The following is a 25,595-nucleotide window of genomic DNA, read 5'->3' on the forward strand; positions in this document are numbered from 1 at the left end:
TTGGGCTTCTTGCGCGCAGCGTCGAGGTTGCCTTCATCGATATGCGGGTTGGCCTGATAATCGGACTGGGCGAAAAGCTCCCCTAGTCGATCCAGCCCTTCCCCACTGATCTCGATGAAGCGATACGGCGTCATTTCCTTGTGGTCCGGCGCCCGCAGCGCGGCACGATAGAGGGCGTCGAGCTGTTCGGCGGTCGGTGCGGGGCCGGCCAGCTTGCCCATCGAACGGCGCTGATGCAGTAGTTCCAGAGCGTCCATGTTCGGCTTCTCCATCCAGGCACGTGGTTGAACGAATGTTCTTAAAGGAATGCTCTTGACCGAATGCTCTTGACCGAATGCTCTTGACCAAGTGTTGAGCAGAATATCGGATGCGATTGCAGATCGCCCGACTCTACGTCAAAAGCGTTACTGCCGCAGCAGCCGTGCCGGCAGCGCGGGTGTCCAGCCAGGCGTGGCGCGCCAGGGATTGATATCCAGCCCGCCACGGCGGACGTAGCGCGCCATCACCAGCAGCTCTTGCGGACGGCAGCGCGCCATCAGATCCACGAAGATATGTTCGACACAGTGCTCGTGGAAATCCTGATGCTGACGATAGGAGATCACGTAACGCAGCAAGGCGGCACGATCGAGTCGCGGGCCGCGGTAGGCGATCAACACGCTGCCCCAGTCCGGCTGGCCGGTGACCGGGCAGTTGGATTTGAGCAGGTGCGAATGCAGCGTCTCCTCGACGATATCGCTCTCGTCGCAGGCGAGCAGATCCGGCGAAGGCGTGTAGCGATCGATATCGACTTCGATGTCGTCAAGACAGTCGCCCGGCATCGGCTGGGGGGCCAGTTCGGCATCATCGGCGCCGTAGAGCTCCACCGTGACCGGTGCGCCGGCCGCCGCGCTCAGATCCCGCTGCAGAAACTCGACCACCGCCTCGCGATCGGCGAACGTCGTCTGATTGAAGCTGTTGAGATAGAGCTTCCACGACTTGGATTCGATCAGCTGCGGCGAATCCGCCGGCAACCGGAATCGCGCCACAGCAACCACCGGCTTACCCCGCAGATCGAGCCAGGAAAGCTCGAACGCCCACCATTCATCGCCCCCGACGAACGGCAGCGATGTGGAGTCGATCCTCAGCGGCGCGCGGTTGGCCGCCCGCTCGATGGGGAACAGCAGCGAGGCGTCGTAGCGCTCGGGGTAAGCCGACTCCCGCCCGAGCGGCGCATCGGTCAGCGTGTGCGGGCGATCCTGAGTCATGAACGAATTCCCTTGCCGCGATTGAGCATCCACAGCGCCAGGCTCCAGAGCACGACGATGAACGCGGCAATGGCGATCAGCGCCCCGCCCACCGGGATGTCGGAAATTCCGAGAATACCGTAGCGGAAGGCGTTCACCATATAGAGGATCGGGTTGATCATCGTCACGTTCTGCCAGAACTGCGGCAGCAGATCGATCGAGTAGAACACGCCGCCAAGATAGGTCAGCGGGGTCAACACGAAGATCGGGATGATCGAGATATCATCGAACTTCTTGGCCAGCAACGCGTTGATGAAGCCACCGATCGAGAACAGCATCGCGGTCATGATCACGACGGCCAGGGTCACGAGCGGGTGATGCAGATTCAGGTCGGTGAAGAAGAACGACACGATCGTGACGATCAGGCCGACGCCGAGGCCACGTGCCGCGCCACCGATGACGAAGCCCGCCAGGATGACCCAGTTGGGCATCGGCGAGACCATCATCTCTTCCACGCTGCGCTGAAACTTGTTGGAGAAGAACGACGAGGCCACGTTGGAGTAGCTGTTGGTGATCACGGACATCATGATCAGGCCGGGCACGATATAGGACATATACGAGATGCCGTGCATCTCGCCCACGCGCGAGCCGATCAGATTACCGAAGATGATGAAGTACATCGTCATGGTGATCGACGGCGGTACCAGCGTCTGCGGCCAGATGCGCACGAAGCGGCGTACTTCCTTGACCACCATGGTCCAGAGAGAAATCAGCAGTTGCCGGGTATTCAAGACGCCGTCTCCTTGGCCTGCGTGGATTGCGCGGATTCACTGTCGATGCCCTTCGAGGTTTCCGGCTGCGAAGTCATCGAGACGAACAGCTCTTCCAGACGATTGGCGCGATTACGCATCGAGAGCACACGGACGCCCTGCTCGGTCAGCTGCTGGAAGGCATCGTTGAGATTGGTGCCCTTGCGTACGGACAGCGCCACTTGATGCGAGTCGACACGCTCGATCTCGAAGCCTTCGATCACCGGGGTCGTTTCGAGCGGCTCGGCCAGATCGAGCAGAAATGTCTCGGTATCCAGCTCGGTGAGCAAACCCCGCATCGAGGTGTTCTTGATGATCTCGCCGTGATTGATGATCGCGATGTTGCGACACAGGCTCTCGGCTTCCTCGAGGTAGTGGGTCGTCAGGATGATCGAGGTGCCCTCTTCCTCGTTGATCCGACGCATGTACTCCCACATGCTGCGACGCAGTTCGATATCCACACCGGCGGTAGGTTCGTCGAGAATCAGTAGCCGCGGCCGGTGAATCAAGGCCCGGGCGATCATCAGGCGGCGTTTCATACCGCCGGAAAGCATGCGGGCGGCGCCGTTGCGCTTGTCCCACAGGCCGAGATCCTTGAGCAGCCGCTCGCAGCGCGGCTTGGCTTCCTTCAATGGCATGCCATAGTAGCCAGCCTGGGTCAGAACGATGTCCTCGACCTTTTCGAACTGGCTGAAGTTGAACTCCTGGGGCACGACGCCGAGCGCGTATTTCGCCTTGGCGAAGTCCTTGTCGATATCGATACCGAAGATGCTCACCTGTCCCGCGGTCTTCTGGACCAGCGAGCAGACGATGCCGAGCGTGGTGGATTTACCCGCCCCATTGGGACCGAGCAGCGCAAAAAAATCGCCCTGGGGAACATCGAGATCGATGCCTTTCAGGGCCTCGAAACCATTACCGTAGACTTTGGTCAGCCCGCGGATGGACAGTGCAGGTTCTGCCATCAGGGATTCCTGTCATGTTTGAGAAATCGAGAGTGATGAAATCAGCTTAAACGTAGTGCCGTGAATATGGGGGCAATTCCACGAGGTTCAATCTTTAGCAGACGAATGAATGATTCGTGATGACAGTCGAACGATCTGGCTGTCGATGCTACCGGGTGTGACGAATAGAGAGGGCGAAACGCGTTGCTGAAAATCCAGGCCACCGGTTACCGCCAATAAGCGCGCTCACTGGTATGACTGGCGGGTAAGGCAGACAAATCGGAAGCAGAGAGGGTCAGGAAACAGGCTGGCTATCACGATGCTGACGGAAATCGAGGTTTCTGGAGTTTCACGATTGGAGCGGGAAAGGAGAGCGATGGGGCGGCCCTCCGTCGGACCGGCGTTCCGGCTCACGACCCTCGACCACGTTTCAAGATTTTCCAAAACTGGAGCGGGAAAGGAGATTCGAACTCCCGACCCTCGCCTTGGCAAGGCGATGCTCTACCACTGAGCTATTCCCGCTTATCGTTGCCGGCGCTGATAGCGACGACGACATGACCTGGCGATCATGAAAGTGGCGTCCCATAGGGGGTTCGAACCCCTGTTACCGCCGTGAAAGGGCGGTGTCCTGGACCACTAGACGAATGGGACGCAATGGAGCAGCAAGCTGTTCCGATACCGCAAAAGTTGGAGCGGGAAAGGAGATCGACCGGGCTGGCGTTCCAGCTCCCGACCTACACCTACCGTTCCGATACTACCTAAATTTGGAGCGGGAAAGGAGATTCGAACTCCCGACCCTCGCCTTGGCAAGGCGATGCTCTACCACTGAGCTATTCCCGCACCGAAACCTTCTCCTGCACACTTCGCAAAACCGAGTGGCGTCCCATAGGGGGTTCGAACCCCTGTTACCGCCGTGAAAGGGCGGTGTCCTGGACCACTAGACGAATGGGACGTAATGTCTCGGCTCCGTCGAAGTGGCGCGTATGTTACTGAGGCCGTTTTGGGGTGTCAAGCAATTGATTTAACCGATTTTCACCTCGACCTAATCAAGGCTGGTCAGCGGCCGGCAAATGGCCTGTAATGCAGGACATGAGCTGAAGTCGAAAGTATCAATGCGGCAACATGAGGAGAGCGAACATGAGCAAGGTGGAAAAGACCGAGGCCGAGTGGCGCGAGAAGCTGACCCCCGAGCAGTACCACGTCACTCGCGAGAAAGGCACCGAGCGGCCATTCACCGGCGACTATCAGGTCGAGCCGGTCCAGGGGATCTACCACTGCGTCTGCTGTGGCGCGCCGCTGTTCGAGAACGAGCATAAGTTCGAAGCGCACTGTGGCTGGCCGAGTTTCGACCGGCCCCTGGCGGCGGCATCGGTCGAGGAGCACCACGATGACAGCCACGGCATGCGCCGGATCGAAGTGACCTGCCGCCGCTGCGACGCCCACCTCGGGCACGTGTTTCCGGATGGACCGGCGGAAACGACCGGGCAACGCTACTGCATCAACTCGGTGGCGATGACGTTCCACGCCGGCGAATGAGCGGTGCCGACTCTCGATGCCGGGGACAAGGCTCGGGCGGCGAACACGTTGACACGTCGGCGATTCGCACCCATACAGTAACTAGCTCATCGCCATCGAGGAAAACGGTATGAAGAAGCTGCTATTCGGGGCCATCGCCAACTGGCTGCGCAAGCCCGAGAACCGGGAAAAGGCCAAGCGGACGGCGCGGGATCTGCACGGCAAGTACCAGAACCGTAAAAGTACGCCGGAGCGCGGGCCGAAACGCTGATCCGCCTGGTCATAGACCCGCTCTACCGCTGGCCCGTCTCAATGCACCCCGATCGGAAAGTTCGATCGGGGTGCATTGCTTATGGACGCAGTTTGCGATGCTCTCTTTTCTGCCGTTATCCCTCCGCCGTTATTCCTCCGCCGATATGGACGATTCCCACCCTGGATCGATAGGCCCCAGACGGCACCCGGAACGCGTCGGCCAGCAAACCACGCGAACTTGCTGGTAGAATAGGCGCCCGCTTTTCCGTCGGGAACGTTCGACAGGCGCGATGCTGGCACGACTAGATAGACAGGCACGACGCAGGCCCGATGACGCAGGCAAAGAGATAGGCAGGAGAAAGACATGCTCGGCTGGTATCCCGGACACATGAACAAGGCGCGGCGCCAGATTACCGAGGCGCTGCCGGAAATCGACGTGGTGATCGAGGTTCTCGACGCCCGGCTCCCCTACTCCAGCGGCAACCCGATGCTGGCCGATCTGACCGAGCACAAGCCGGTGTTGAAGATCCTCTCGCGTGCCGATCTGGCCGATCCCGTCGCAACGCAGCGTTGGATCGACTTTTTCGACGCCCAGCCGGACAGCCGAGCGATTGCCGTCACCACCACTCAGGCGCGTGAACTCAAGCCAATTCCTGCCCTGTGTCACGAACTCGCCGGCCAGGTTCGCGCCGATCGCGATGTCCGCGTGATGGTGATGGGCATTCCCAACGTGGGCAAATCGACGCTGATCAACGGGTTGGCCGGGCGCAAGATCGCCAAGACCGGTAACGAACCGGCGGTGACCAAGCGCCAGCAGAGAATTCGCATCGACGGCCGCGTATCGCTGATCGATACGCCAGGCGTGCTGTGGCCGAAGATCGAGAATCAGGCCAGCGCCTATCGGCTCGCGGCCAGCGGCGCGATTCGCGATACCGCGATCGAGTACGTCGACGTCGCCATCGTCTGTGCTGCCGAGCTGGCCAAGCGTTACCCCGACGCCTTGCGCGAGCGCTACAAGCTGGGCGAACTCCCCGTCTATGTCGCGCCCACGGAGATCGACAGCGTTGACGCCGATGGCCCCAAACTGGTCGATTTTCAAGCCAAGGCCGGCTTCGACGGTCACGCGATCATGAACGAGATCGCCCGCAAGCGTGGCGGGCTGAGGGCCGGCGGCGTGATCAACCTGCATCGCGGCGCCGAAGTGCTGCTGCATGAACTGCGTGACGGCAAACTGGGACGCGTGACGCTGGAGCTGCCCGAGGACATTCCCGAGCCTGTGGTGGAAACCGAGGCAGAATCCGAAAGCTGATCCCGCCGTACAGATGGGCGTAAAATCGAGGCTTTTCTGCCCCTTGCGCCGCGCCCGCGCGGCGGTATGCTGGGATATCGGCGACGCAGCCCGCCGAGAATTCGCCATCGCCCTACTCTTTGCCACCCGCCTGACTCTTTAGGCTGTGCCGCATACGGAATCCCAATGAACAGCCCCATCCGCAAATCGCACAAGCTCGACAACGTCTGCTACGACATTCGCGGGCCCGTTCTCGATCACGCCAAACGGCTCGAGGACGAAGGTCATCGCATCCTCAAGCTGAATATCGGCAACCCGGCGCCGTTCGGTTTCGAGGCGCCGGAAGAGATTCTTCAGGACGTGATGCGCAACCTGCCGACGGCCCAGGGTTACTGCGATTCCAAGGGGCTCTACTCGGCGCGCAAGGCGATCATGCAGGAGTGCCAGCGCAAGGGCATTCCCGGCGTCGGCGTCGAGGACGTGTTCGTCGGCAACGGTGTTTCCGAGCTGATCGTGATGGCGATGCAGGCGCTGCTGAACGACGGTGACGAAGTTCTGATTCCGGCGCCGGACTATCCGCTGTGGACGGCGGCGGCGAACCTGTCCGGCGGCCATCCCGTGCACTACCTGTGCGACGAGGCCGCCGACTGGTCGCCGGACATCGCCGATATCCGCGACAAGATCACCACCCGCACCCGCGCGATCGTGCTGATCAACCCCAATAATCCGACCGGGGCGGTCTACCCACCGGCGGTGGTCAAGGAGATCCTGGCGATCGCTCGCCAGCACGGCCTGGTGGTGTTCTCCGACGAGATCTACGACAAGATTCTCTACGACGGCGTCGAGCACGTCTCCACCGGCGCCCTGGCAGCGGACGATCAGCTGGTCGTGACCATGAACGGTCTGTCCAAGAGCTATCGCTGTGCCGGTTTCCGCTCGGGCTGGATGATTCTCTCCGGCGGTCAGGGCAAGCAAAACGCCGAGGATTTCATTCAGGGGCTCAACATGCTGGCCTCGATGCGCCTGTGTGCCAACGTGCCGGCGCAGCATGCGATCCAGACCGCGTTGGGTGGCTATCAGTCGATCAACGATCTGATCCTGCCCGGCGGGCGACTGCTGGCGCAGCGCGATGTGGTCCATGAAAAGCTCAATGCCATTCCAGGCGTCTCCTGCGTCAAGCCGAAGGGTGCGCTCTATGCGTTCCCGCGGCTCGACCCGGAGATCTACCCGATTCACGATGACGCCCAGATGGTGCTCGATCTGCTGCTGCAGGAGCGCATCCTGTTGGTCCAGGGCACCGCGTTCAACTGGCCGACGCCGGATCACGTGCGCATCGTGACGCTGCCCTGGGCCGATCAACTGGGTGATGCCATCGACCGCTTCGCCCGCTTCCTGTCTCGCTATCGCCAATGATTGTCGCGGCCGCGCCCAGACGCGGCCGCCGATTCTCTGGCAACCGTGCCTCTGGCAACCTGCTCTCTTACGACCTGCCCTCTTGAAACCTATTCGCGAAAGTCGTATCTAACGTTTCATAACCGTCTGATTATCAGACAATAACGAATAACAGACTAACCAAAAACGACGCGCCTAGCGTCGGTAGCGCTATTCCACGACTGAGGGTAAAGACCGATGATGCGAATCATCCTGTTCCTGGCGACTAACCTGGCGGTGGTACTCGTTGCCAGCGTCACGTTGCGACTATTGGGCGTCGAGCCCTATCTCAACGCCAACGGGCTGAACATGAACAGCCTGCTGATCTTCTGCTTCGTGTTCGGCATGGCCGGTTCGCTGATCTCGCTGTTCATCTCCAAATGGATGGCCAAGATGAGCACCAAGGCCAAGGTGATCGAACAGCCGAGCAATTCGACCGAGCAGTGGCTGCTCGATACCGTTCGCGAACTGGCGCAGCAGGCCAACATCCAGATGCCGGAAGTCGCGATATTCCCGGCCCAGCAGTCCAACGCCTTCGCCACCGGCTGGAACAAGAACGATGCGCTGGTCGCGGTCTCTCAAGGCTTGCTCGAACGCATGCGTCCGGAAGAAATCCGTGCCGTGCTGGCCCACGAGATCGGCCACGTCGCCAATGGCGACATGGTCACGCTGGCCCTGATTCAGGGCGTGCTCAACACCTTCGTGATGTTCTTCGCGCGCGTGGTCGCCCAGCTCGTCGACAGTTTCCTGCGCGGCCGCGACAATGGCGGCGGCCTGGGCTTCATGGGCTATTTCGTGGTGGTAATCGTCGCGGAAATCGTCTTCGGCCTGGTCGCCTCGGTCATCGTGGCGTGGTTCTCGCGCTTCCGCGAATATCGGGCCGATGCCGCCGGGGCCAAATATGCCGGCAGCGGCGCGATGATCAACGCACTGGCCCGCCTCAAAGCCGAGACCAGCCAGCCGGACCAGATGCCGGACTCGCTGACCGCATTTGCCATTACCACCGGCCAGACGCGCAAGGTCATGGAGAAGCTGTTCGCCAGCCACCCGCCGCTGGACGAGCGCATCCGGGCGCTGAAGGAATCTGCCTACCGCGAGTGAATCGCGGTGGGGGTGCCCCGGCAGCCGCGCCGTCATCCGCGAAGCGCCATCATTCTCAAGCCCTGTCATCCTCGAGCCCCGCCATCCCGCGGGGCTTTTTTCATCGGTATCTTCCTCGGCCACGGGCTCACCGTCAGCCGCGCGAAACTTCCCTTCTCCACCATCTGCATCCAATTCTTCGACTCGCGTGTATCCCCGGCGCAGGGCATGAAGTCCTGCCCTATTCACGCTCGGAGAGACGCCAATGAAAACTCGACAGCTAGCCAGCGTTACCCTGACCGCCGCCCTGCTGGGTTCCTTCAGCCTCGTGGCAAATGCGAACGACGTGCCGGCAGACGTCAAGGTACCGGACGGCAACAAGGTCGCCATGGAAACCGTAGGCGTCGGCGAGATCACCTATGCCTGCGAAATGAAGGACGGCGCGCACGAATGGGTGTTCAAGGGACCGGATGCCAAACTCAACGACGCGGACGGCAATCAGGTCGGCAGCTACTACGGCCCGCCGGCCACCTGGGAATCCAGCGACGGCTCCAAGATCACCGGCACTCAGCTGGCTACCGCGCCAGGTGGCGAGGGCAATATTCCCTTCCAGCTCGTGGAAGCCAACCCGGCCGAGGGTGAAGGACACATGACTGGTGTCAGCTACGTCCAGCGCCTGAACACTCAGGGCGGCGTGGCGCCGGACATGGCCTGCAGCGCCGACAACGACGGCGCCGAGGAAGTGGTCGAGTATCAGGCTGACTATCTGTTCTGGAAAGCCAGCTGAACGGCAGACGATGCCAGCTGAACGACAATGCTGGCTGATCTGCCAACGCAGCTGATTTGCCAACGCAGCTGATTTGCAGACGCAGTGGATGACTCCGCGTTCATCCACAGGTCAACACGGACTCGCCATGACGAGTCCGTGTTGCGTAGTATGAGACTCATCAGCCCCGACCGGGGTGCGCTTCAAGGATAGTGCGTGTGACAGACGACACAGCGGCGCTCAATCAGTCGACGTTCGATCATGGCGTTTTACTCGAAGCCTGTGCCAATGGGGACCGCCAGGCGCTTCAGCGGCTCTACGCGCAGGAAGGATCCCGCATGCTGGGCGTGGTGATCCGCATCGTCGGCGATCGCGGTATCGCCGAAGACATCATCCACGACGCGTTCGTCAGGATCTGGAACAAGGCCCATACGTTCGATGCCCAACGCGGCTCGGGCAAGACTTGGATATTCAGCGTCACGCGTCATCTGGCACTCAATCATGTCAGAACCCGTCATCGAGAAGTGACCGTCGATGACGATACGGCCGAAAGGCTCGATGCCGAGCGATCACAGGAGGCGGCTACGGATACCCAGGATCATTTCGACTGGCTCGGCCATGGCGAGTTGGATCGCTGCCTCGGACAACTGTCGCCGGAGCGCCGCAACTGTCTGTTCCACGCCTATGTCGACGGCTTCAGCCATCAGGAGATCGCCACGCGCCTGGATCGTCCCCTGGGGACCGTCAAGGCCTGGATCAAGCGAAGCCTGGCGGCGCTGCGTGAGTGCCTGTCATGACCGATCATCTTGAGCAAATTTCTTCTCTCGGACCGGACGAGACCGACGACCTGGCGGGCGAATACGTGTTGGGCACTCTGAGTGCCGAACGGCGCGAGGCGGTCGAACATCGTCTATCCCAAGACTCGGCGCTTCAGGCCGCCGTCTGGCGCTGGGAATCGCGATTGCAGCCTTACACGGCGCTAGCGGAACCGGTAGCGCCCTCGGCCCAGCTGTGGCAGCGCATCGAGCGCAGTCTCGACCGCCAGGATGCGCCGACTTCGACCCGCTCGCCGGATCGATCGCCCGCTGGGCATACGCTCTGGGAACGGCTGTGGGACAACGTGACCTTGTGGCGAGGCGTGAGTTTCGCCAGCGTGCTGGCAGTTGTCGGCCTCGCCGCGATGCTGGCCTTCGGCCCGGGCGCCCAACCCTCGCCCCGCTACATGGTCGTGCTGATGACGCCCCAGCACACTCAGGCCGGCTGGGTCGTCGAGGCGAGTTCATCGCAGCAGATCAGTCTGATACCGGTCGGAACTATCGAGGTGCCACCGGGCAAGGCGCTGGAGTTCTGGACCAAGGCCGACGACTGGAGCGGGCCGGTCTCGCTGGGTCTGGTACAGCCGGGGCAGACCCAACGACTCTCGTTGAAGGATCTGCCTCCGTTGGAAGACAACCAGCTGTTCGAATTGACGCTGGAGGACGCCACAGGCTCCCCGCTCGACCGCCCGACCGGCCCGATTCAGTTCATCGGCCGTGCCGTCGAACTGTAGCGCTCATCGGCCCTCTGCAGCGGCCACGCCCGCTGCAGAGGGCTTTCGATAACCAACTTTCGATAACCAGACTTCGATAGCCAACTTTCGACATTTAACTTGTCGATAACCAACTCGTCGGTAGCCAATGAGAACAGTTGACAACAACGCCCTTCCCGCGCTTAATTAGTTGACACTATCAACCGAAAGGCTGCGACATGACCGACACGTCGGTGGGTGACTCCCTGCACCAGCTCATGCATGCCTACAGGCGCAGGTTACGCCAGGCCTATGCAGATACGCAGTTGAACCTCACCGTTTCACATATCCGCACGCTCAAGGCCATTCGTAGTCAGGCGCCCTGCACCGCCCAGCACATCTCCCAGTACACCCAGCGCGACAAGGCCCAGATCACCCGGCTGCTGCGGGACCTGTTCGATGCCGACATCATCGCCAGATCGCCCCATCCCGAAGACCGGCGCAGCCAACTTCTATCGCTGACGGATCGCGGACGATCCGTGCTGGCACAGGTCGACGGTTGTGAACGGGATGCCCACGCGAGACTGTCGGAAGGAATGACGCAGGAAGACCTCGATGCGTTTCTGCGGCTATCGCGGTTGATGATCTCCAACCTGAATTGAACGAGAATTTCGATGCCCAAACCCGCCCCCAGACCTTACACCGTACTGAACCGTCGACTCGTCACCCCCCACATGCTGCGCTTGACGTTCGGCGGCGAGGGCATGGCCGGCTTTCCCGCCGATCAGGAGAGCGCCTACGTCAAGCTAATGGTTCCCGATGGACAAGACGAACAGGGCAACGCCCGGACGGTCCCGCGCACCTACACGGTGCGCCATCAGCGCGACGGAGAGATCGACGTGGACGTCGTGGTTCACGATGACGGTGGCCCCGCCGCCACCTGGGCCGCTGCAGCGAAACCCGGTGACACGATCCTGATCGGTGGCCCGGGACCCGCCAAACGTCTGCCGGAAAACGCCGACTGGTATCTACTGGTCGGCGATATGACCTCGCTACCGGCGATCGGCGCCAACCTGGAACGCTTGCCACCTGACGCCGAGGGGCGCGCGATCATCGAAGTGACCAGCGAAGCCGACATCCAAGCGTTCGAGTTGCCCGACGGCATGCGGATCGACTGGCTGATCAATCCGCACCCGGGCAGCGACAGCGATCGTCTTACCGACGCCCTGCGCGAGTTCGACTGGCTTCCGGGCGCCCCAGGGATCTGGGTCGCCTGCGAATTTTCGGCCATGCGCAAGCTACGTCGCCATCTGATCGACGATCGCGGCGTGGGCAAACGGGAGATGTATATTTCGAGCTACTGGAAACTGGGCGCGAGCGAAGATGGCCACCGCGTGGTCAAGCGCGAGGACGCGGAAAGAGAGGAAATCGAGAGCGCCTAGCCAAGGAGGTCGGCACGGGCGCTCTTTAACGAGGCGAGACTCGGCTATTTGCCCAGCTTGACGTTGAACCCGAAGCCTTCCATTGCGTCACGCAGGCCGCCCTTGTTCTTCTTCAGCTCGACCCGCAGCGTCTGGAATTCCCGCCGTGATGGGTATTCGCGGCGGTAGGCATCGAACCCCGCGGCCATGCCCAGTCGACGACGATAGCGATCGAACGCCAGCATGTCCCGGCGCACGTCGTAGCAGGCCCGCGCGCACAGCGACAGCGCTTCCAGCGGTGGCGTCCAGCTGTGCAGCACAATCTTGCGTAGCCACGGGTCCGGCTTGAGCTGGCCGAGTTTCTTGCGTGACGGCAACCCGAAGTGGCGCATGGCGGCCTGATAGATCATCTCGGTGCCCAGCATCTTGCCGTCGACGCTGTAGCCGGCGATATGCGGCGTACCGATATCGACCAGCTCGAACAGCGCCTCGTCGATCCCCGGCTCGTGCTCCCAGACATCGAGCACCGTACGCAGGTCGCCCTCGCGTTCGAGCCGCTCGCGCAACGCAACACCGTCGAGACAGTCGCCCCGGCCGGCATTGATCAGCACGGTGCCCGGTTTGAGTGCCTGGATACGGTCGCGATTCATGAGGTGGTGCGTAGCGTGTTTGCCGTCGGCCACCAGCGGCGTGTGCAGACAGACGATGTCGGCACGCTCGATCAGCGTATCCAGATCCAGAAAATCTTCCCGATTCTCGGCCTCGGCACGCGGCGGATCACAGATCAGACAGTCGACATCGAGATTGTCCAGACGTGCCGCCAACCGCCCGCCGACGTTGCCGGCACCCACGATTCCCACCGTCTTGCCGGATAGCGAGAAGCCGTCTTCCTCGGCCAGCAGCAACAGACTGGAAAGCACATAGTCGACCACCGAATCGGCATTGCTGCCCGGCGCGCTGGCAAAACCGATACCCCGTTCGGCGAGCAGGTTCGTATCGATATGGTCGGTGCCGATGGTACAGGTGCCGACGAACCTCAGCTTGTCGGCGCCTTCCAGCAGCGTGGCGTTTACCGGTGTGATCGATCGCACCACCAACACATCGTGCCCGCGGAGACTGTCTGCCGTCATCTCACGGCCGGGCTGACGAGTGACTTCGCCCAGCTCGCCAAAAAACTCTTCCGCCAGCGGAATGTTCTCATCCACCAGGATACGCATGACTTTCCTCTTGATTGGTTCCGTCCCGACGGTTGTCTCGTTCAATCCCGACCCCAGGCAATGGTGACGACCGATCAAGTGCCGGTCATGGGCCTCGAAAGCGGCGTCGATTTCTGCAGCGCTTGCTTTACAATGGCGCCTGACGTCAGCTGCGCCGCGGGGTCGAAGCACCGCAACGCTTGGCGCAGCCATATTAGGCCCGCCATTCGCGATGAACAAGCGATGAGCGCCAACGCAGCAGGAGACCGTGTGATCGTCCGTTGGGAAAGTGAACATGACTACGTTCTGGTCCATCTGCACCAGGACATGTTTGGCGACTGGATCTACAGTCGCGCCTGGGGCCAGATCGGCACCCAGTATGGCGGTCTCAAGCATGCCGTCGCCGAGAGCTACGCCCAGGCGATGATGTGGGTCGACGATCTTTCCCACATTCAGACCGCGCGGGGCTATCGCAAGGTGCTCGAGGCCGACGACGACAGCCCCGAAGGCCGCCAGGCCGTGGCCCAGCTCTCGCTACTGGATTAGACCTCGCTACTAGACTAGACCCCGCGCGACCTCCGTCGCCGCGGAGGTCGGGTTCGTCGGCTAGCCGGCGTGCCGAATGCGAAAACAGTGATGCAGATTGGCACGCCGGGTGAAGTCCGGATCGTAGGTCTGGGCGGTGATCTCCTCGACGCGATAGCGTGATGCCACCTCGTCGTCCAGCCGGAAACGCTGCTGGTTGTTGGAGAAGATCAGCTCCCCGGCCGGCGCCAGACGGGCCATGGCCAGTTCGATCAGTCGGGCATGGTCGCGCTGGATATCCAGCGTCCCCTCCATCTTCTTGGAGTTCGAGAACGTCGGCGGATCCATGAAGATCAGGTCGAACTCGCTGCCGGCAGTCTCGAGCCAGCGCAGGCAGTCGTCGCGCACGACCCGGTGTCGGCTCGGATCGAGCTTGTTGAGCGTGAAGTTGTCTCGCGCCCACTCCAGGTAGGTGTTCGACAAGTCGACGCTGATACTGTCGCTGGCCCCGCCCAGCGCCGCGTGAACGCTGGCCGTGGCGGTATAGCAGAACAGGTTGAGGAAGCGTTTGCCTTTGGCCTTCTCGCCGAGCAGACGACGCACCGGGCGGTGATCCAGAAACAGCCCGGTATCCAGATAGTCCTTGAGATTGACCCACAGCCTGGCGCCGCCTTCCTCGACCACGAAGCGGTCGCCGCTATTGGCCTGCTTGCGATACTGCGCCTTGCCGCTCTGGCGCTCGCGCTGCTTGTAGTGAATCTGCTCGGGCCGCACGTCCATGGCCACGGGAATGGCGCTCAACGCGTCCATCAGACGACGCTGCGCCTTGCTCGGGTCGACCGACTTGGGCGCAGCGTACTCCTGCACGTGGATCTGGTGGCCATAGACATCGATGGCCAAGGCGTATTCCGGCATGTCGGCGTCGTAAAGCCGGTAGCAGGATTCGCCGGACTTCTTGAGCCACTTGTTCAACCGCTTGCGGTTCTTCTGCAGCCGATTGGCGAACATCTGCGCGCCCTCGCTCAGCGGCGCTTCCTTGGGCACCGGCCGAGATCGCGACTCCTCGGCTTCGGCGGGATCCCGTTCGTCGATGTCGATCAGCAGCAGCTTGCAGTCGAGCGGGCCATTCTTGAACGCGTACTGCTTGTGGGCTCGCAGCCCGAGCCGATGGCCCAGATCCGGATTGCCGGTGAACAGCGCCAATTGCCAGCCCGGGAACTGCTGGCGCATGCGTTCGCCCAGATCGCTGTAGAGAGCGACTAGTTCGGGCAGCTCCCCCAGGCGTTCGCCGTAGGGCGGATTGGTCACGATCAGCCCCGTCTGCAAGGTTTCGCTGCCCTCCGCCGCTTGCGGGCGCTCGAGCGACTTCACCGAGCCGCCATTCAGCGTGATCAACGCCGGGATGCCGGCACGCATGGCGTTGCTTTTGGCGGCACCGATCGCCTGCGGGCTCTGGTCCAGACCGAACAGATGCGAGCGTGCCCCACGCCGGCCGACATCGGCACGCGTCTGGGCCTCGCGACGTAGCGTGTGCCAGATTTCGGCGTCGAAATCGGCCAGTGTCTCCAGGGCAAAACGCTCGCGACTCATTTGCGGAGCGATGTCAGCCGCCATCATCGCCGCTTCGATCAACAGGGTACCGGCCCCGCACATCGGGTCGACCAACAGCTCTCCGCGTTTGGCCCGGGCCGGCCAGTCGGCCCGGACCAGCAGCGCCGCCGCCAGGTTCTCCTTCAGCGGAGCGTGGCCGGCATCGCGCCGGTAGCCCCGCTGATGAAGGCTCGCGCCCACCAGATCGATACCGACCAGCAGCTGGCCCTTGTGCAGATGGGCATAAAGGCGCACGTCCGCCTCTCGCGGATCGATGGAGGGCCTCTCCCAGCCCGCCGCGAGCAGCGCTTCCACCACGCCATCCTTGACGACCTGCGCGCCGAAGCGTGTATGGCGAATGGCGGCAGACTGACCATGAAAATCCACGGCCAGGGTCTGCCCGGGCTTCAGCATCTTGGCCCACGGCTGAGATCTGACCGCTTCGACAATCGCCGCGGGCTCCTCGCAACCGGTCTCCCGCCCCAATGTCACGATCACCCGATTGGCCAGGCGCGACCACAGGCAGATGCGATAGGCAGTGGCCCGATCGGCGCTCGCGTGGAGACCGGCGACCGTAGTTTTTTGTATCTCGGCTCCCAGCGTCGCGACTTCGTCGGCCAGCAGGGACTCGATACCCCAAGGGCAGGTGATGTAGAGATTTAACAGCAAGTTATCGTCCTTCATGGCGGCATCATCGGACCCGTGTATAGCGGTCATATTCCCTTGGAGGCAGTAAAGAAAAGGCTTTATGACAAAACGCCTATCGACATCGTTTCTCATTTCGACTAAAGATGACAGTCGTAGCTACGAAACAACGCATGCGGTTTGCCTGTCCGGACGTTTTCGCGGGCAGCCTGTCGAATTTGGCCCTGTGCCGATCGACTGGCTGTGGTTTTCCCCAGGAGATGCACTTGTTCAGACAAGAGGCTACTACACGATGAAACGACAGAAACGTGATCGCAACCAGCGGGCATTTCTCCACGGCTACAAGGCTGGCATCGTCGGTCGCTCACGCGATGAGTGTCCCAGCCAGGAAGTGAATCTGCGTGAAAACTGGATGAGCGGATGGCGTGAGGGTCGCGGAGACCAGTGGGCCGGAATGACAGGCGTTTCGGGTATCCATAAGAACCCCGCGGTGATGACGTAGCTGCCGCTTACCTCGGCATGATCAAGGCTCGCTACTGGCGGGCCTTTTTATTGCCCGCTTTTTGGCTCGAGTCGGTCGCTTCATTCACCGCCTTACCGCGTACTCCTACCCGTCTCGCTCTTGAAACGCTCTTATCATCGCGTGCGCTTGCCGTCGAACGTGTTCGCCCGGGGCTCACGCTGGCCGGCGGTCGTCGTTCTGGGTCGCCCGAACGCACTCGCCGATCAATTCGGGACCGCGATAGATGAAACCGGTATAGAGCTGGACCAGATCGGCCCCGGCCTGACATTTTTCGCTCGCCCGAACGCCGCTGTCGATACCGCCCGCACCGATGATCGGCATCGTCGGCAACAGGCGCCTCAATTCCCGGACCACCGCCGTCGAACTCGCGAACAGCGGCGCGCCCGATAATCCTCCCGCCTCATGGGCGTGCGGCATGCCCGTCACGTGCTCCCGCGATACCGTGGTATTGGTGGCGATGACGCCGTCGATGTCGTTGGCCTGAAGCGTCTCCGCCACCAAGGCGATCTCGTCTCGGGTCATGTCCGGGGCAATCTTGACCGCCAGCGGCACGCGACGGCCGGTTTCAGCATCGAGCCTGGACGCCTCGGTCTTCAGCGCCCCGAGCAGGCCGTCGAGATGATCACCGAACTGAAGATTGCGCAGCCCCGGCGTGTTGGGTGAGGAGATATTCACCGTCACGTAGTGTGCAGCGCCATGGGCCTTGCGCAGGCAGGTCACGTAATCGTCCACTGCGCGCTCGACCGGTGTCGTCAGATTCTTGCCGATGTTGATGCCGATAACACCGTTGTAGCGGCTCTTCCGCACATTGGCGACCAGATGGTCGACGCCGGCGTTGTTGAATCCCATCCGGTTGATGATCGCCTGCGGCCCGGCCAATCGAAACAGACGCGGCCTGGGATTGCCCTGCTGCGGCTTGGGGGTCACCGTACCGACTTCGACAAAACCGAAGCCCAGCGCCCCGAGGGCGTCCAGATGGTCGGCATTCTTGTCCAAGCCCGCTGCCAGTCCGACCCGATTCGGAAACGCCAGCCCCATCAACTCGGTGGAGGCCGACGCCACGTAGGCATCGCCCAGCATACTGGTCAGACGCGCCCGATGCGCGGTATCCAGCGCGGTCAGCGTGAGTCGATGAGCGGTCTCGGGTTCTAACCGAAACAACAGGGAGCGAACGAGGGCGTACATGGAAAAATCTCGTCGGTAACGAAAGGGGGCAGTAGCGGCGGGCGAGTATATCCCAACTCGACGCGGCGACACGAATTCGACGCCCAGCAACGACAAGGCCCGGCGACGATGCACCGGGCCGTGTCATGGCGCGAGCCGTTATTGCGTGTCGAGTTGCTGAACGCGCAAGGTGTAGTTGTTGGCGCCGTTCATGGCTGAACCGAACCGCTGCCCCTTGACCCAGACGCGATAGCGACCCGGCTGCAGTACGCTCTCGATATCGAAATCGCCGTCGGCAAGAGAGCCCTCGTCGCTGGCCACCGTATTACCATTGGCATCGAGAACCTTGGCCTGGAGGCGATACGTGCCCTCGTTGCCAGGGAACGTCGAGCTGGCGATCGAGACTGTGCCCCGGTCGACGACATCAAAGCTCAACACCTGGCCTTCCTGGCGAATCTCGATATCAGCCACGATCTCGTCGAAAGCATCGGGCAAGTCCGGCTGGTTGTTGCGGGCCCTACTGCTCTCGGAGGTGCTCGAGGCATCTGTCGCAGAGCTCGGTTTTGCCGCCGTGCCGGTGTTGGTGGTGCCGAAGGTGGCGTCATCCTGTCCTGCCGAACCACCCTGCCCAGTCGAACTGCGCTGTCCTGTCGAAGCGCCTTGGGAAGCCGCCCCGCTGGCGCCGACGCTGCTGGCCGCCTTACGCCCCGGCGCGCTCAATGTCGCGACCTGGTCGCCTTCGTCGACGAACGCCGTGGTACGGCCGCTGGGACCAGGCCCGCCGAACATGATGCCGCCGCCGTTGTCGACCCCGCCATCATCGCTGCCGACCACGTTGCCGCTGGCATCCAGTCTCGCGACGTCGACGTTGAAACTGTTCCCGCCCGTCTTGGTGGTCCCGAACTTCTGCCCGGAAACCTGCAGCGAGTAATCACCCGGCTCGAGTTCCTGCGTCAGCTCGAGCCCCCCGGTGGAGCCCAATCCCGAACCGCTGGTCAGCACCTTGCCGTTGCTGTCCACGAGTTTGGCCGAGATCTTGTAATCGTCGGACTCCCCCGGCAGCGTCGAACTGGTGAACCGATAGCGTCCCGCCTCGTCGACCGTGAACGGATGCTGGTGGAGGCCCCCGAAGAAGAAGCTCCGGCTGCGCGCATCGGAATCGGATTTGAAAAAGTGGGTCAGATCGACCTTGCTGGCTGCTTCCTGAGCATCCTTCAATGCTTCGCTCTGAGCCAGAACCTGAGTGCTGGCGCCCGCCAGGCTCAACGCCACGAATAAAGTGGACAATACGCGATACTTCATGGGGCCTCTCTGCATTCTGCGACCGAATCGGAGCAAAGCATAACAGAGACGCCTACCGACGCACCTTAAAAGGCTGCCGACAGACGTCTTATCGTCTTGCTACCAGAAAACCTGTGGCCTGACGCGCAGCGAGCAACATCGCTGTTGCTCGTCACGATCATCCAGAGCGGGCGGCCTTGCCGCCCGCCTGCCTGTCGCCACCTTATCCCTCGCTTTCACTCTCGGCAAGGTCGACCAGCTCGCGGATCGCCACTGCCACCAGCGGGAAGCTGATCGATGCGCCCGTTCCGATCTCGGCCAGCAACGCATTCCAGCGCTCGAGCAGCGGCGAGTGCTGTTCCTGCCAATGTTCGACCCGCGGCTCGACCTCTCGCGGCGCATCCGTCATCCCCAGCACTTTCACCGTCAATGCCAACTGCTGACGATCCAGATCGTCGCGGAAGGTCTCCCGCGCCTGGGCCTGCCAGCTATCGCGCACCTCGAGGCTATTGATCTGCTGCATCACCCACGGCAGCTCCAGACGCTGACCGATGGCGTAATAGGTCTCGGCAACCCGCTGGATTTTATCGCCACTGGTGCGGGCGGCGCGAATGATCCCGAGTCCGGCGTACAGATTGGACGCCGCGGCAACGATCGAAGCCAACGCTTCCGGCACCTTGGCCTCGACCAGGGCTTCGCAGCGCTTGGCCCAGGCTTCTCGCTCGTCGCCATTGAGGCGATTGCCGATATCTTCCTGCAACTGTGCCAGCTGGGGCGCGTACTGCTCGACACACTCCTTGATGCTGAGCGAGCCTCGGTGACGCAGAAACCAGCGCGTCGCGCGGCGCAGCAGGCGCATCAGGTCGAGCATCATGGCGTACTGCGTCTGACTCTCGACACGATGATCCAGCGCTTCGATCTGCTCCCACAGCTGATTGAACCCGAAGCTGTCGCGCGCAATCACGTAGGCCTGAGCGATCTCCACTCGCGAGGCGCCGGTGGAGTCGCGTAGCTGGCGCACGAAAGTGATACCCATGTGGTCGACCAGGTCGTTGGCGATCTGGGTCGCGACGATCTCGCGCTTGAGGCGGTGCTGGTAGAGATCGTCCGGGTAGCGCTCCGACAAGGTGGCGGGAAACGCCTTCGTCACGTGCTGCTGCAACTGCGGGTCCGCCGGCAGCTCGGCGGCGATCAGATCGCTCTTGAGCGTACTCTTGGCGTAGGAGATCAGCACGCTGAGCTCCGGCAGGGTCAAGCCGCCATCCGCATTGCTGCGCTCGATCAGCTGTTCGTCGCTGGGTAGGAATTCAAGTTCACGATCGAGACTGCCGGCCGCTTCGAGCTCGTTAATGAAGCGACGATACGGGCCAAGCCCCTCCTTGGACTGCAGTTCGGAGAGCGACAGCGCCTGGGTCTGGCGATAGTTGTCGCGCACGACCAGCTCGCCGACCTCCTCGGTCATCTCGACCAGCAGCTGGTTGCGCTGCTTCTCGGTCATGTCGCCACGCTGAACGATACCGTCCAGCAGAATCTTGATGTTGACCTCGTGATCCGAGCAGTTGACGCCACCGGCATTGTCGATGAAATCGGTATTGACGCGGATGCCCTTCTCCGCCGCTTCCATGCGTCCGCGCTGGGTCAGACCCAGGTTGCCACCCTCGCCGACCACGCGGCAGTTGAGATCCCGGCCGTCGATCCGCAACCCGTCGTTGGCTTTGTCGCCGACATCCGCATGACTCTCGCTGGCTGCCTTGACGTAGGTGCCGATGCCGCCGTTCCAGACCAGATCGACCTTCGACTTGAGCATCGCGTTAATCAGATCGTTCGGCGACAGCTTGTCGGCCTTGATGCCGAAGACCTTTTTCATCGCCGCGGAGACGGGAATCGACTTGGCATCGCGGGAGAAGATGCCGCCACCTTCGGAGATCGTCTTGTCGTCGTAATCCGACCAGCTCGACCGCGGCAATGCGAACAGGCGCTTGCGCTCGGTAAAGGACTTGGCGGCATCCGGCTTGGGGTCGACGAAGATATGGCGGTGGTTGAAGGCCCCGACCAGCTGAATCTTGTCGGACAGCAGCATGCCGTTACCGAAGACATCGCCGGCCATGTCGCCGATACCCAGTACGCTGAAGGTATCTTCCTGGGTGTTCAGGCCCATTTCCCGGAAATGACGCTTGACTGACTCCCAGGCACCGCGCGCGGTGATCGCCATGCCCTTGTGGTCATAGCCCTGGGCCCCGCCGGAGGCGAAGGCGTCGCGCAGCCAGAAGTCATACTCGATCGAGATCGCGTTGGCATAGTCGGAGAACGTCGCCGTACCCTTGTCGGCCGCCACCACCAGATACGGGTCATCCGGATCGTGACGGACGACGCTAAGCGGCGGTACCACGGTGGTACCGTCGAGATTGTCGGTGAGATCCAGCAGGCCCCGGATCAGCGTCCGGTAGCATTCGATTCCTTCGGCCTGGATGGCGTCACGGTCGGCATTTTCCGGCATCCGCTTGCAGATGAACCCACCCTTGGCGCCGACGGGAACGATGACCGAATTCTTGACCTGCTGCGCTTTCATCAGCCCCAGAATCTCGGTGCGGAAATCCTCGTTGCGATCCGACCAGCGCAAGCCGCCGCGAGCGACCTTGCCGCCGCGCAGGTGAACGCCTTCCATCCGCGGCGAGTAGACGAACACTTCGAACATCGGCCGCGGCTTGGGCATGCCCGGCACCTTGCTCGGCTCCAGCTTGAACGAGATGTAGGCCTTGGTACTGCCGTCTTCGCCCGGCTGGAAGAAGTTGGTCCGCACGGTGGCCTGGATCAGATCGACGTAGCGGCGCAGCAGCAGGTCGTCGTTGAGGCTCGCCACCTGATCGAGCATCGCGTTGAGCTCGTCGATGCAGGCCTGGCACTGTTCGTCACGCTGCTTGGTCGTTTCCGGCGAGAACCGCAGCGAGAACAGCCGCGTCAGACCCCGGGTGATATCGGCATGGGCAGCCAGCGTGCTGGCGATGTAGGCCTGGGACAGCCCGATCCGCAGCTGCTTCATGTAGTGCGCATAGGCGCGCAGCACCGCCACCTGGCGCCAGTCCAGATCGGCGCCGATGATCAGCCGGTTGTAACGATCGTTCTCGGCATCGCCGACCCAAATCCGGGTGAACGCATCGATGAAGTTGTCGCGCATGTCGCGCAGATCGACCTCGCCCACGCCGCGATATTCAAAGGTGAAATCATGGATCCAGTAGGTCTGGTGTTCGGTGGCGATGCGATAGGGCCGCTCGCTGATGACGCGCAGACCGAGATTCTCGAGCACCGGCAGCATGTCCGAGAGCGGAATCGGGGTCTCGAGATGGTAGAGCTTGAGATTGACGCTCTCCGCCGCACTCTCGGCCAGATGATAGAGGCTGACGCCGATCGGCGCGCCGTCGTCGAGCGCCTCGAGATGACGGATGTCATTGGCGGCGGTGCGTGCCGCGAAGTCGTCTCGATAGCTGCCGGGGAAGGCGTCACGGAAGGTCTGGACCCGGCGGTTGCCCGCCTCCTCGCCGAGGCTTTCGATCAGCGCGCCGTGCAGCTCCTCGCGCCAGTTGCGCGCCAGATTGATGATCTTCTTTTCCAGCGCGCGACCGTCGAACGCCACCGGCTTGTCGCCATTGAAGCGCAACGTGAACTGGATCCGCGCCAGAATCGACTCGGAGAGGTACGGGTTGAAGTCGGCGAAGGTCGCGTCGAGCTCTTCGCACAGCAGATTCTGAATGCGCAGGCGCAGATCGGTGGAAAAGATATCCCGCGGCACGAAGACCAGGCAGGAGTAGAACTGACCGGCACGATCTTCGCGGACGAACAGACGCACGCGGCGGCGCTCACGAATATTGAGGATGCCGAATGCGGTCCGGCTCAGCTCCTCGGTGGAGCTCTGGAACAGGTCGTCGCGCGGGTGCACTTCCAGCACCTGCAGCAGCAGTTTGCCGTTGTGGCCCTTGGGATTGACGCCGGCGGCGTCGATCACCGCTTGTACCTTGCGTCGCAGAACCGGAACCGTGCGCGGCGACTCGTTGTAGACCAGCGAGGTGAATAGACCGAAGAAACGCCATTCGCCGATCGCCTTGCCCTTGGCGTCATGCCGGGTGATGGCAATGTAGTCCGGGTAGGTTGGACGATGGACGCGAGCGTGATAGGCGCTCTTGGCGAAGTGCAGCAGCGCGGAACCTTTGTCCTGCTCGAAGCGCACCGGCTCCCGGTAGCGCGGCTGGTCGAGCTTCAGCACGCCCAGCTCGCTACCGCTGACACGCTCGCCATGGGCCTTCTTGCCACTGCCGACCTGGCGGCTTTCGGCATAGCCCAGAAAGGTGAAGTGTTCGTCCAGCAGCCACTTGAGAAACGCCACGGTCTCCTGCTGATCGTCCTCGGCAACCCCTTCCGAACGCTGTTTTTCCAGCTCGGCGATGATCTCGCGAGCCTTGTCGCGCATCGGATCGAAGTCGACGACGGCGGTGCGTACGTCGAGCAGCACGTCGCGCAGGCCCTGCTCCAGATCGATCAGCGTATCGCTGTCGGTATGGCGGTCGACCTCGATCAGGATGATCGACTCGCGCGCTTCCGGCGCCTTTTCAGCCCGAGTGCCGGTAATCCGGGTGGCGTGGTGGCGCGCGTCTCGTTCGACCGCCAGCACCGCGTTATGGATCGCGTGCAGGGTCAGCCCGCGGCGGTTGAGCTCCATGCGCACGGAGTCGACCAGAAACGGCATGTCGCGATGAAGTACGGCGACGACGGTGTGTGGCGACTGCCAGCCATGCGCTTCGAAATTGGGGTTGAAGACCCGCACCTTGGCCTCGTCGGGATCGAAGGTCCGCATGAAGTGCCAGGCTGCCAGTGTGGCGCCGTAGATGTCATCGAGCTGCCGATCCGCGGCCTCCTCGAAGGGGGCAGTGGCGTAGAGATCCTCGGCGAACGCCGTGATCCGCTTGACCTTGTCTTCGGGGAGGCGCTTGGACAGCTTTTCCTTCAGCTGTTCCAGAAATTCCGTTTTTCCCTCGATCGCGACGTGTTGCATCTATCACCTCGGCTGGCATCGACCGTCAATATGGCGGCCGCATTCAATAGGATGGGAGCTTACGTCAGCGTCACACGGCGCCCCACTCAATTGAAGCTTCGTCATGACGCATGTCGGTTATGCATCGGCGGCGACCCTGCTCGACAGCACTAACGATTGACAATATCGGCCGTCGAGGTTTGATTGCCGGGTTTGGCGGCTATCGACGCTCGAGCAGCACCCCGCACTCACAGTGGTCCGTCCACGGGAATTGGTCAAACAGTGCCATTCGCGTCACGCGATGGGTCTGGCTCAGCTGTTCGAGATTGGCGGCCAGTGTATCGGGATTACATGAAATATAGACAATACGCTGATAACGCATCAGCGGCTCGCAGCTTTCGGCGTCCAGCCCGGCCCGCGGCGGGTCGACCAGCACGGTCGAGAAATGGCATTCGTCGAGCTGCATGGCGGTGACTCGGCGACCCTGCTTTTCCCCGCTCAGCGCCTGGGCGAACTCCTCTGCCGGCATCCGGGCGACGTGCACGTTGTCGATCGCATTGGCCTCGAGGTTCGCCTGGGCGGAGGCGACCGAGGTCCGCGAAATTTCGGTGGCGACCACGCGGCGAAAGTTCTCTGCAAGCGCCACCGTGAAGTTGCCGTTGCCACAGTAGAGCTCGACCAGATCATCCTGGCCTTCCTGTGTCACGTCACGAGTCACATCCCGCGCCCAGTGCAGCATCGAACGGCAGATCTCGGCATTGGGCTGGGTGAAGCTGTTCTCGACCTGCTGATAGCGAAACTCGCGACCATCCACCTCCAGTCGCTCCCAGACGTGGTCCCGATCCAGCACCAGCCGCTGCTTGCGGGAACGCCCGATCAACGACACGCCGAGCTGGGCCTGCAGTTCGCGGGCGCGCGCCTCCCACTCCTCGGTCAGCGGCTTGTGGTAAATCATGGTGACCAGCGCCTCGCCGCTCAGCGTGGTGAGGAACTCGACCTGGAACAGCTTGCGACGCATCAGCGGCTCGTCGCGAATTGCGTCCAGCAGCTGCGGCATCAGGGCGTTGATCCGCTCGCTGGCGACCGGGAAGCGATCGACCCGTACGACGCGCTGGGCGACCCGACCTCGCTGCAGGGGCGCCTCCGGGTCAGCCTCGAACATGGCGTAGTAGAGATCATCTCCCTCGTGCCAGATCCGAAACTCGGCGCGCATGCGATAGTGCGATGGCGGCGACGCGAAGACTTCCAGGGTCGGCGGCGAGAACCGGGCGAACTGCCGTTCGATTCGCTCGCGCTTGGCTTCGAGCTGGGCGTCGTAGCGGGAAGGGTCTATATCGAAAATCACCACACCATAAGTCCTTGAAGATAAGTCCTTGGAAGATAGATCCTTGGAAAACAGGTCCTTGGAAGATAGA

Annotated in this window: 22 protein-coding genes and 4 tRNA genes; 12 read left to right on the forward strand and 14 right to left on the reverse strand. The window is 62.0% G+C overall.

Translation table 11 applies throughout. The features are described from left to right. The 8 genes from BTW08_RS10695 to BTW08_RS10730 all read right to left on the reverse strand — a co-directional run. On the reverse strand, positions 1–257 hold a 257-nt coding region (locus BTW08_RS10695), incomplete at its 3' end, for a nitroreductase family protein (protein ID WP_210403238.1). A gap of 147 nt (positions 258–404) precedes the next feature. Further along, positions 405–1,244: an NADPH-dependent 7-cyano-7-deazaguanine reductase QueF gene (gene queF / locus BTW08_RS10700; RefSeq protein ID WP_075562526.1), complete on the reverse strand. Its 840-nt coding sequence runs from the start codon at positions 1,242–1,244 to the stop codon at positions 405–407. Beyond that, entirely contained in the window at positions 1,241–2,014 is a 774-nt protein-coding gene (locus BTW08_RS10705; protein WP_075562527.1) for an ABC transporter permease, read from the reverse strand. The genes queF and BTW08_RS10705 overlap by 4 nt, the downstream gene beginning before the upstream one ends. Beyond that, on the reverse strand, positions 2,011–2,994 hold the full coding sequence (locus BTW08_RS10710; RefSeq protein WP_075562528.1) for an ABC transporter ATP-binding protein: 984 nt from the start codon (positions 2,992–2,994) through the stop codon (positions 2,011–2,013). Before BTW08_RS10710 ends, BTW08_RS10705 begins: the two co-directional genes overlap by 4 nt. 426 nt (positions 2,995–3,420) lie before the next feature. Next, a tRNA-Gly gene (locus tag BTW08_RS10715) sits at positions 3,421–3,495 on the reverse strand. Between the two features lie 53 nt (positions 3,496–3,548). Then, a tRNA-Glu gene (locus BTW08_RS10720) sits at positions 3,549–3,624 on the reverse strand. Positions 3,625–3,738: 114 nt separating this feature from the next. After that, positions 3,739–3,813 (reverse strand) — tRNA-Gly (locus tag BTW08_RS10725). Between the two features lie 36 nt (positions 3,814–3,849). Then, positions 3,850–3,925 (reverse strand) — tRNA-Glu (locus BTW08_RS10730). Between the two features lie 185 nt (positions 3,926–4,110). On the opposite strand from BTW08_RS10730, the gene msrB reads away from it, so the two are divergent. The 10 genes from msrB to BTW08_RS10775 all read left to right on the forward strand — a co-directional run bounded on the left by msrB (position 4,111) and on the right by BTW08_RS10775 (position 12,254). Then, positions 4,111–4,509 carry a peptide-methionine (R)-S-oxide reductase MsrB gene (gene msrB / locus BTW08_RS10735; protein WP_075562529.1) on the forward strand — a complete coding sequence of 133 codons (399 nt, stop codon included), beginning with the start codon at positions 4,111–4,113 and terminating at the stop codon, positions 4,507–4,509. Positions 4,510–4,618: 109 nt separating this feature from the next. Continuing rightward, entirely contained in the window at positions 4,619–4,759 is a 141-nt protein-coding gene (locus tag BTW08_RS19140; protein ID WP_168170656.1) for a hypothetical protein, read from the forward strand. Between the two features lie 345 nt (positions 4,760–5,104). Beyond that, on the forward strand, positions 5,105–6,049 hold the full coding sequence (ylqF, locus tag BTW08_RS10740) for a ribosome biogenesis GTPase YlqF (RefSeq protein WP_075562530.1): 945 nt from the start codon (positions 5,105–5,107) through the stop codon (positions 6,047–6,049). 165 nt (positions 6,050–6,214) lie between these two features. Next, positions 6,215–7,441: a pyridoxal phosphate-dependent aminotransferase gene (locus tag BTW08_RS10745; RefSeq protein WP_075562531.1), complete on the forward strand. Its 1,227-nt coding sequence runs from the start codon at positions 6,215–6,217 to the stop codon at positions 7,439–7,441. 216 nt (positions 7,442–7,657) lie between these two features. Next, positions 7,658–8,560 (forward strand): protease HtpX, encoded by a 903-nt coding sequence (gene htpX, locus BTW08_RS10750; protein WP_075562532.1) that lies wholly within the window; start codon positions 7,658–7,660, stop codon positions 8,558–8,560. Positions 8,561–8,804: 244 nt separating this feature from the next. After that, entirely contained in the window at positions 8,805–9,326 is a 522-nt protein-coding gene (locus tag BTW08_RS10755) for a DUF3455 domain-containing protein (RefSeq protein ID WP_075562533.1), read from the forward strand. A 197-nt stretch (positions 9,327–9,523) separates the two neighbouring features. After that, positions 9,524–10,102 carry a sigma-70 family RNA polymerase sigma factor gene (locus BTW08_RS10760; protein WP_075562534.1) on the forward strand — a complete coding sequence of 193 codons (579 nt, stop codon included), beginning with the start codon at positions 9,524–9,526 and terminating at the stop codon, positions 10,100–10,102. Next, positions 10,099–10,854, forward strand: a complete 756-nt coding sequence (locus BTW08_RS10765) for an anti-sigma factor (RefSeq protein ID WP_075562535.1) — start codon at positions 10,099–10,101, stop codon at positions 10,852–10,854. The genes BTW08_RS10760 and BTW08_RS10765 overlap by 4 nt, the downstream gene beginning before the upstream one ends. 197 nt (positions 10,855–11,051) lie before the next feature. Further along, positions 11,052–11,474, forward strand: coding sequence for a MarR family transcriptional regulator (locus BTW08_RS10770; protein WP_075562536.1), 423 nt, complete (start codon positions 11,052–11,054; stop codon positions 11,472–11,474). A gap of 12 nt (positions 11,475–11,486) precedes the next feature. Next, positions 11,487–12,254, forward strand: coding sequence for a siderophore-interacting protein (locus BTW08_RS10775; RefSeq protein WP_075562537.1), 768 nt, complete (start codon positions 11,487–11,489; stop codon positions 12,252–12,254). A gap of 44 nt (positions 12,255–12,298) precedes the next feature. On the opposite strand, the gene pdxB is transcribed toward BTW08_RS10775, so the two are convergent. Beyond that, a complete protein-coding gene (pdxB, locus tag BTW08_RS10780; RefSeq protein ID WP_075562538.1) occupies positions 12,299–13,450 on the reverse strand; it encodes a 4-phosphoerythronate dehydrogenase PdxB in 1,152 nt (383 codons plus the stop codon). Between the two features lie 249 nt (positions 13,451–13,699). Between pdxB and BTW08_RS10785 the strand changes: the two genes are divergently transcribed. Continuing rightward, positions 13,700–13,975 carry a WGR domain-containing protein gene (locus BTW08_RS10785; protein ID WP_075562624.1) on the forward strand — a complete coding sequence of 92 codons (276 nt, stop codon included), beginning with the start codon at positions 13,700–13,702 and terminating at the stop codon, positions 13,973–13,975. Positions 13,976–14,035: 60 nt separating this feature from the next. On the opposite strand, the gene rlmKL is transcribed toward BTW08_RS10785, so the two are convergent. Next, a complete protein-coding gene (gene rlmKL / locus BTW08_RS10790) occupies positions 14,036–16,228 on the reverse strand; it encodes a bifunctional 23S rRNA (guanine(2069)-N(7))-methyltransferase RlmK/23S rRNA (guanine(2445)-N(2))-methyltransferase RlmL (protein ID WP_075562539.1) in 2,193 nt (730 codons plus the stop codon). 253 nt (positions 16,229–16,481) lie between these two features. Between rlmKL and rmf the strand changes: the two genes are divergently transcribed. Then, positions 16,482–16,691 carry a ribosome modulation factor gene (gene rmf / locus BTW08_RS10795; protein WP_075562540.1) on the forward strand — a complete coding sequence of 70 codons (210 nt, stop codon included), beginning with the start codon at positions 16,482–16,484 and terminating at the stop codon, positions 16,689–16,691. A 174-nt stretch (positions 16,692–16,865) separates the two neighbouring features. Here rmf and BTW08_RS10800 read toward each other — a convergent pair whose 3' ends face one another. From BTW08_RS10800 to trmA, 4 genes are all read right to left on the reverse strand, one after another. Next, positions 16,866–17,897, reverse strand: coding sequence for a quinone-dependent dihydroorotate dehydrogenase (locus BTW08_RS10800; RefSeq protein ID WP_075562541.1), 1,032 nt, complete (start codon positions 17,895–17,897; stop codon positions 16,866–16,868). A 138-nt stretch (positions 17,898–18,035) separates the two neighbouring features. Further along, positions 18,036–19,178, reverse strand: coding sequence for a hypothetical protein (locus BTW08_RS10805; RefSeq protein WP_075562542.1), 1,143 nt, complete (start codon positions 19,176–19,178; stop codon positions 18,036–18,038). A gap of 202 nt (positions 19,179–19,380) precedes the next feature. Further along, on the reverse strand, positions 19,381–24,201 hold the full coding sequence (locus BTW08_RS10810) for an NAD-glutamate dehydrogenase (protein WP_075562543.1): 4,821 nt from the start codon (positions 24,199–24,201) through the stop codon (positions 19,381–19,383). Positions 24,202–24,400: 199 nt separating this feature from the next. Further along, on the reverse strand, positions 24,401–25,528 hold the full coding sequence (trmA, locus tag BTW08_RS10815; RefSeq protein WP_075562544.1) for a tRNA (uridine(54)-C5)-methyltransferase TrmA: 1,128 nt from the start codon (positions 25,526–25,528) through the stop codon (positions 24,401–24,403). Positions 25,529–25,595: the final 67 nt, after the last annotated feature.

It is taken from the genome of Salinicola sp. MH3R3-1 (genome assembly GCF_001937155.1).
Classification (GTDB): domain Bacteria; phylum Pseudomonadota; class Gammaproteobacteria; order Pseudomonadales; family Halomonadaceae; genus Salinicola; species Salinicola halophyticus.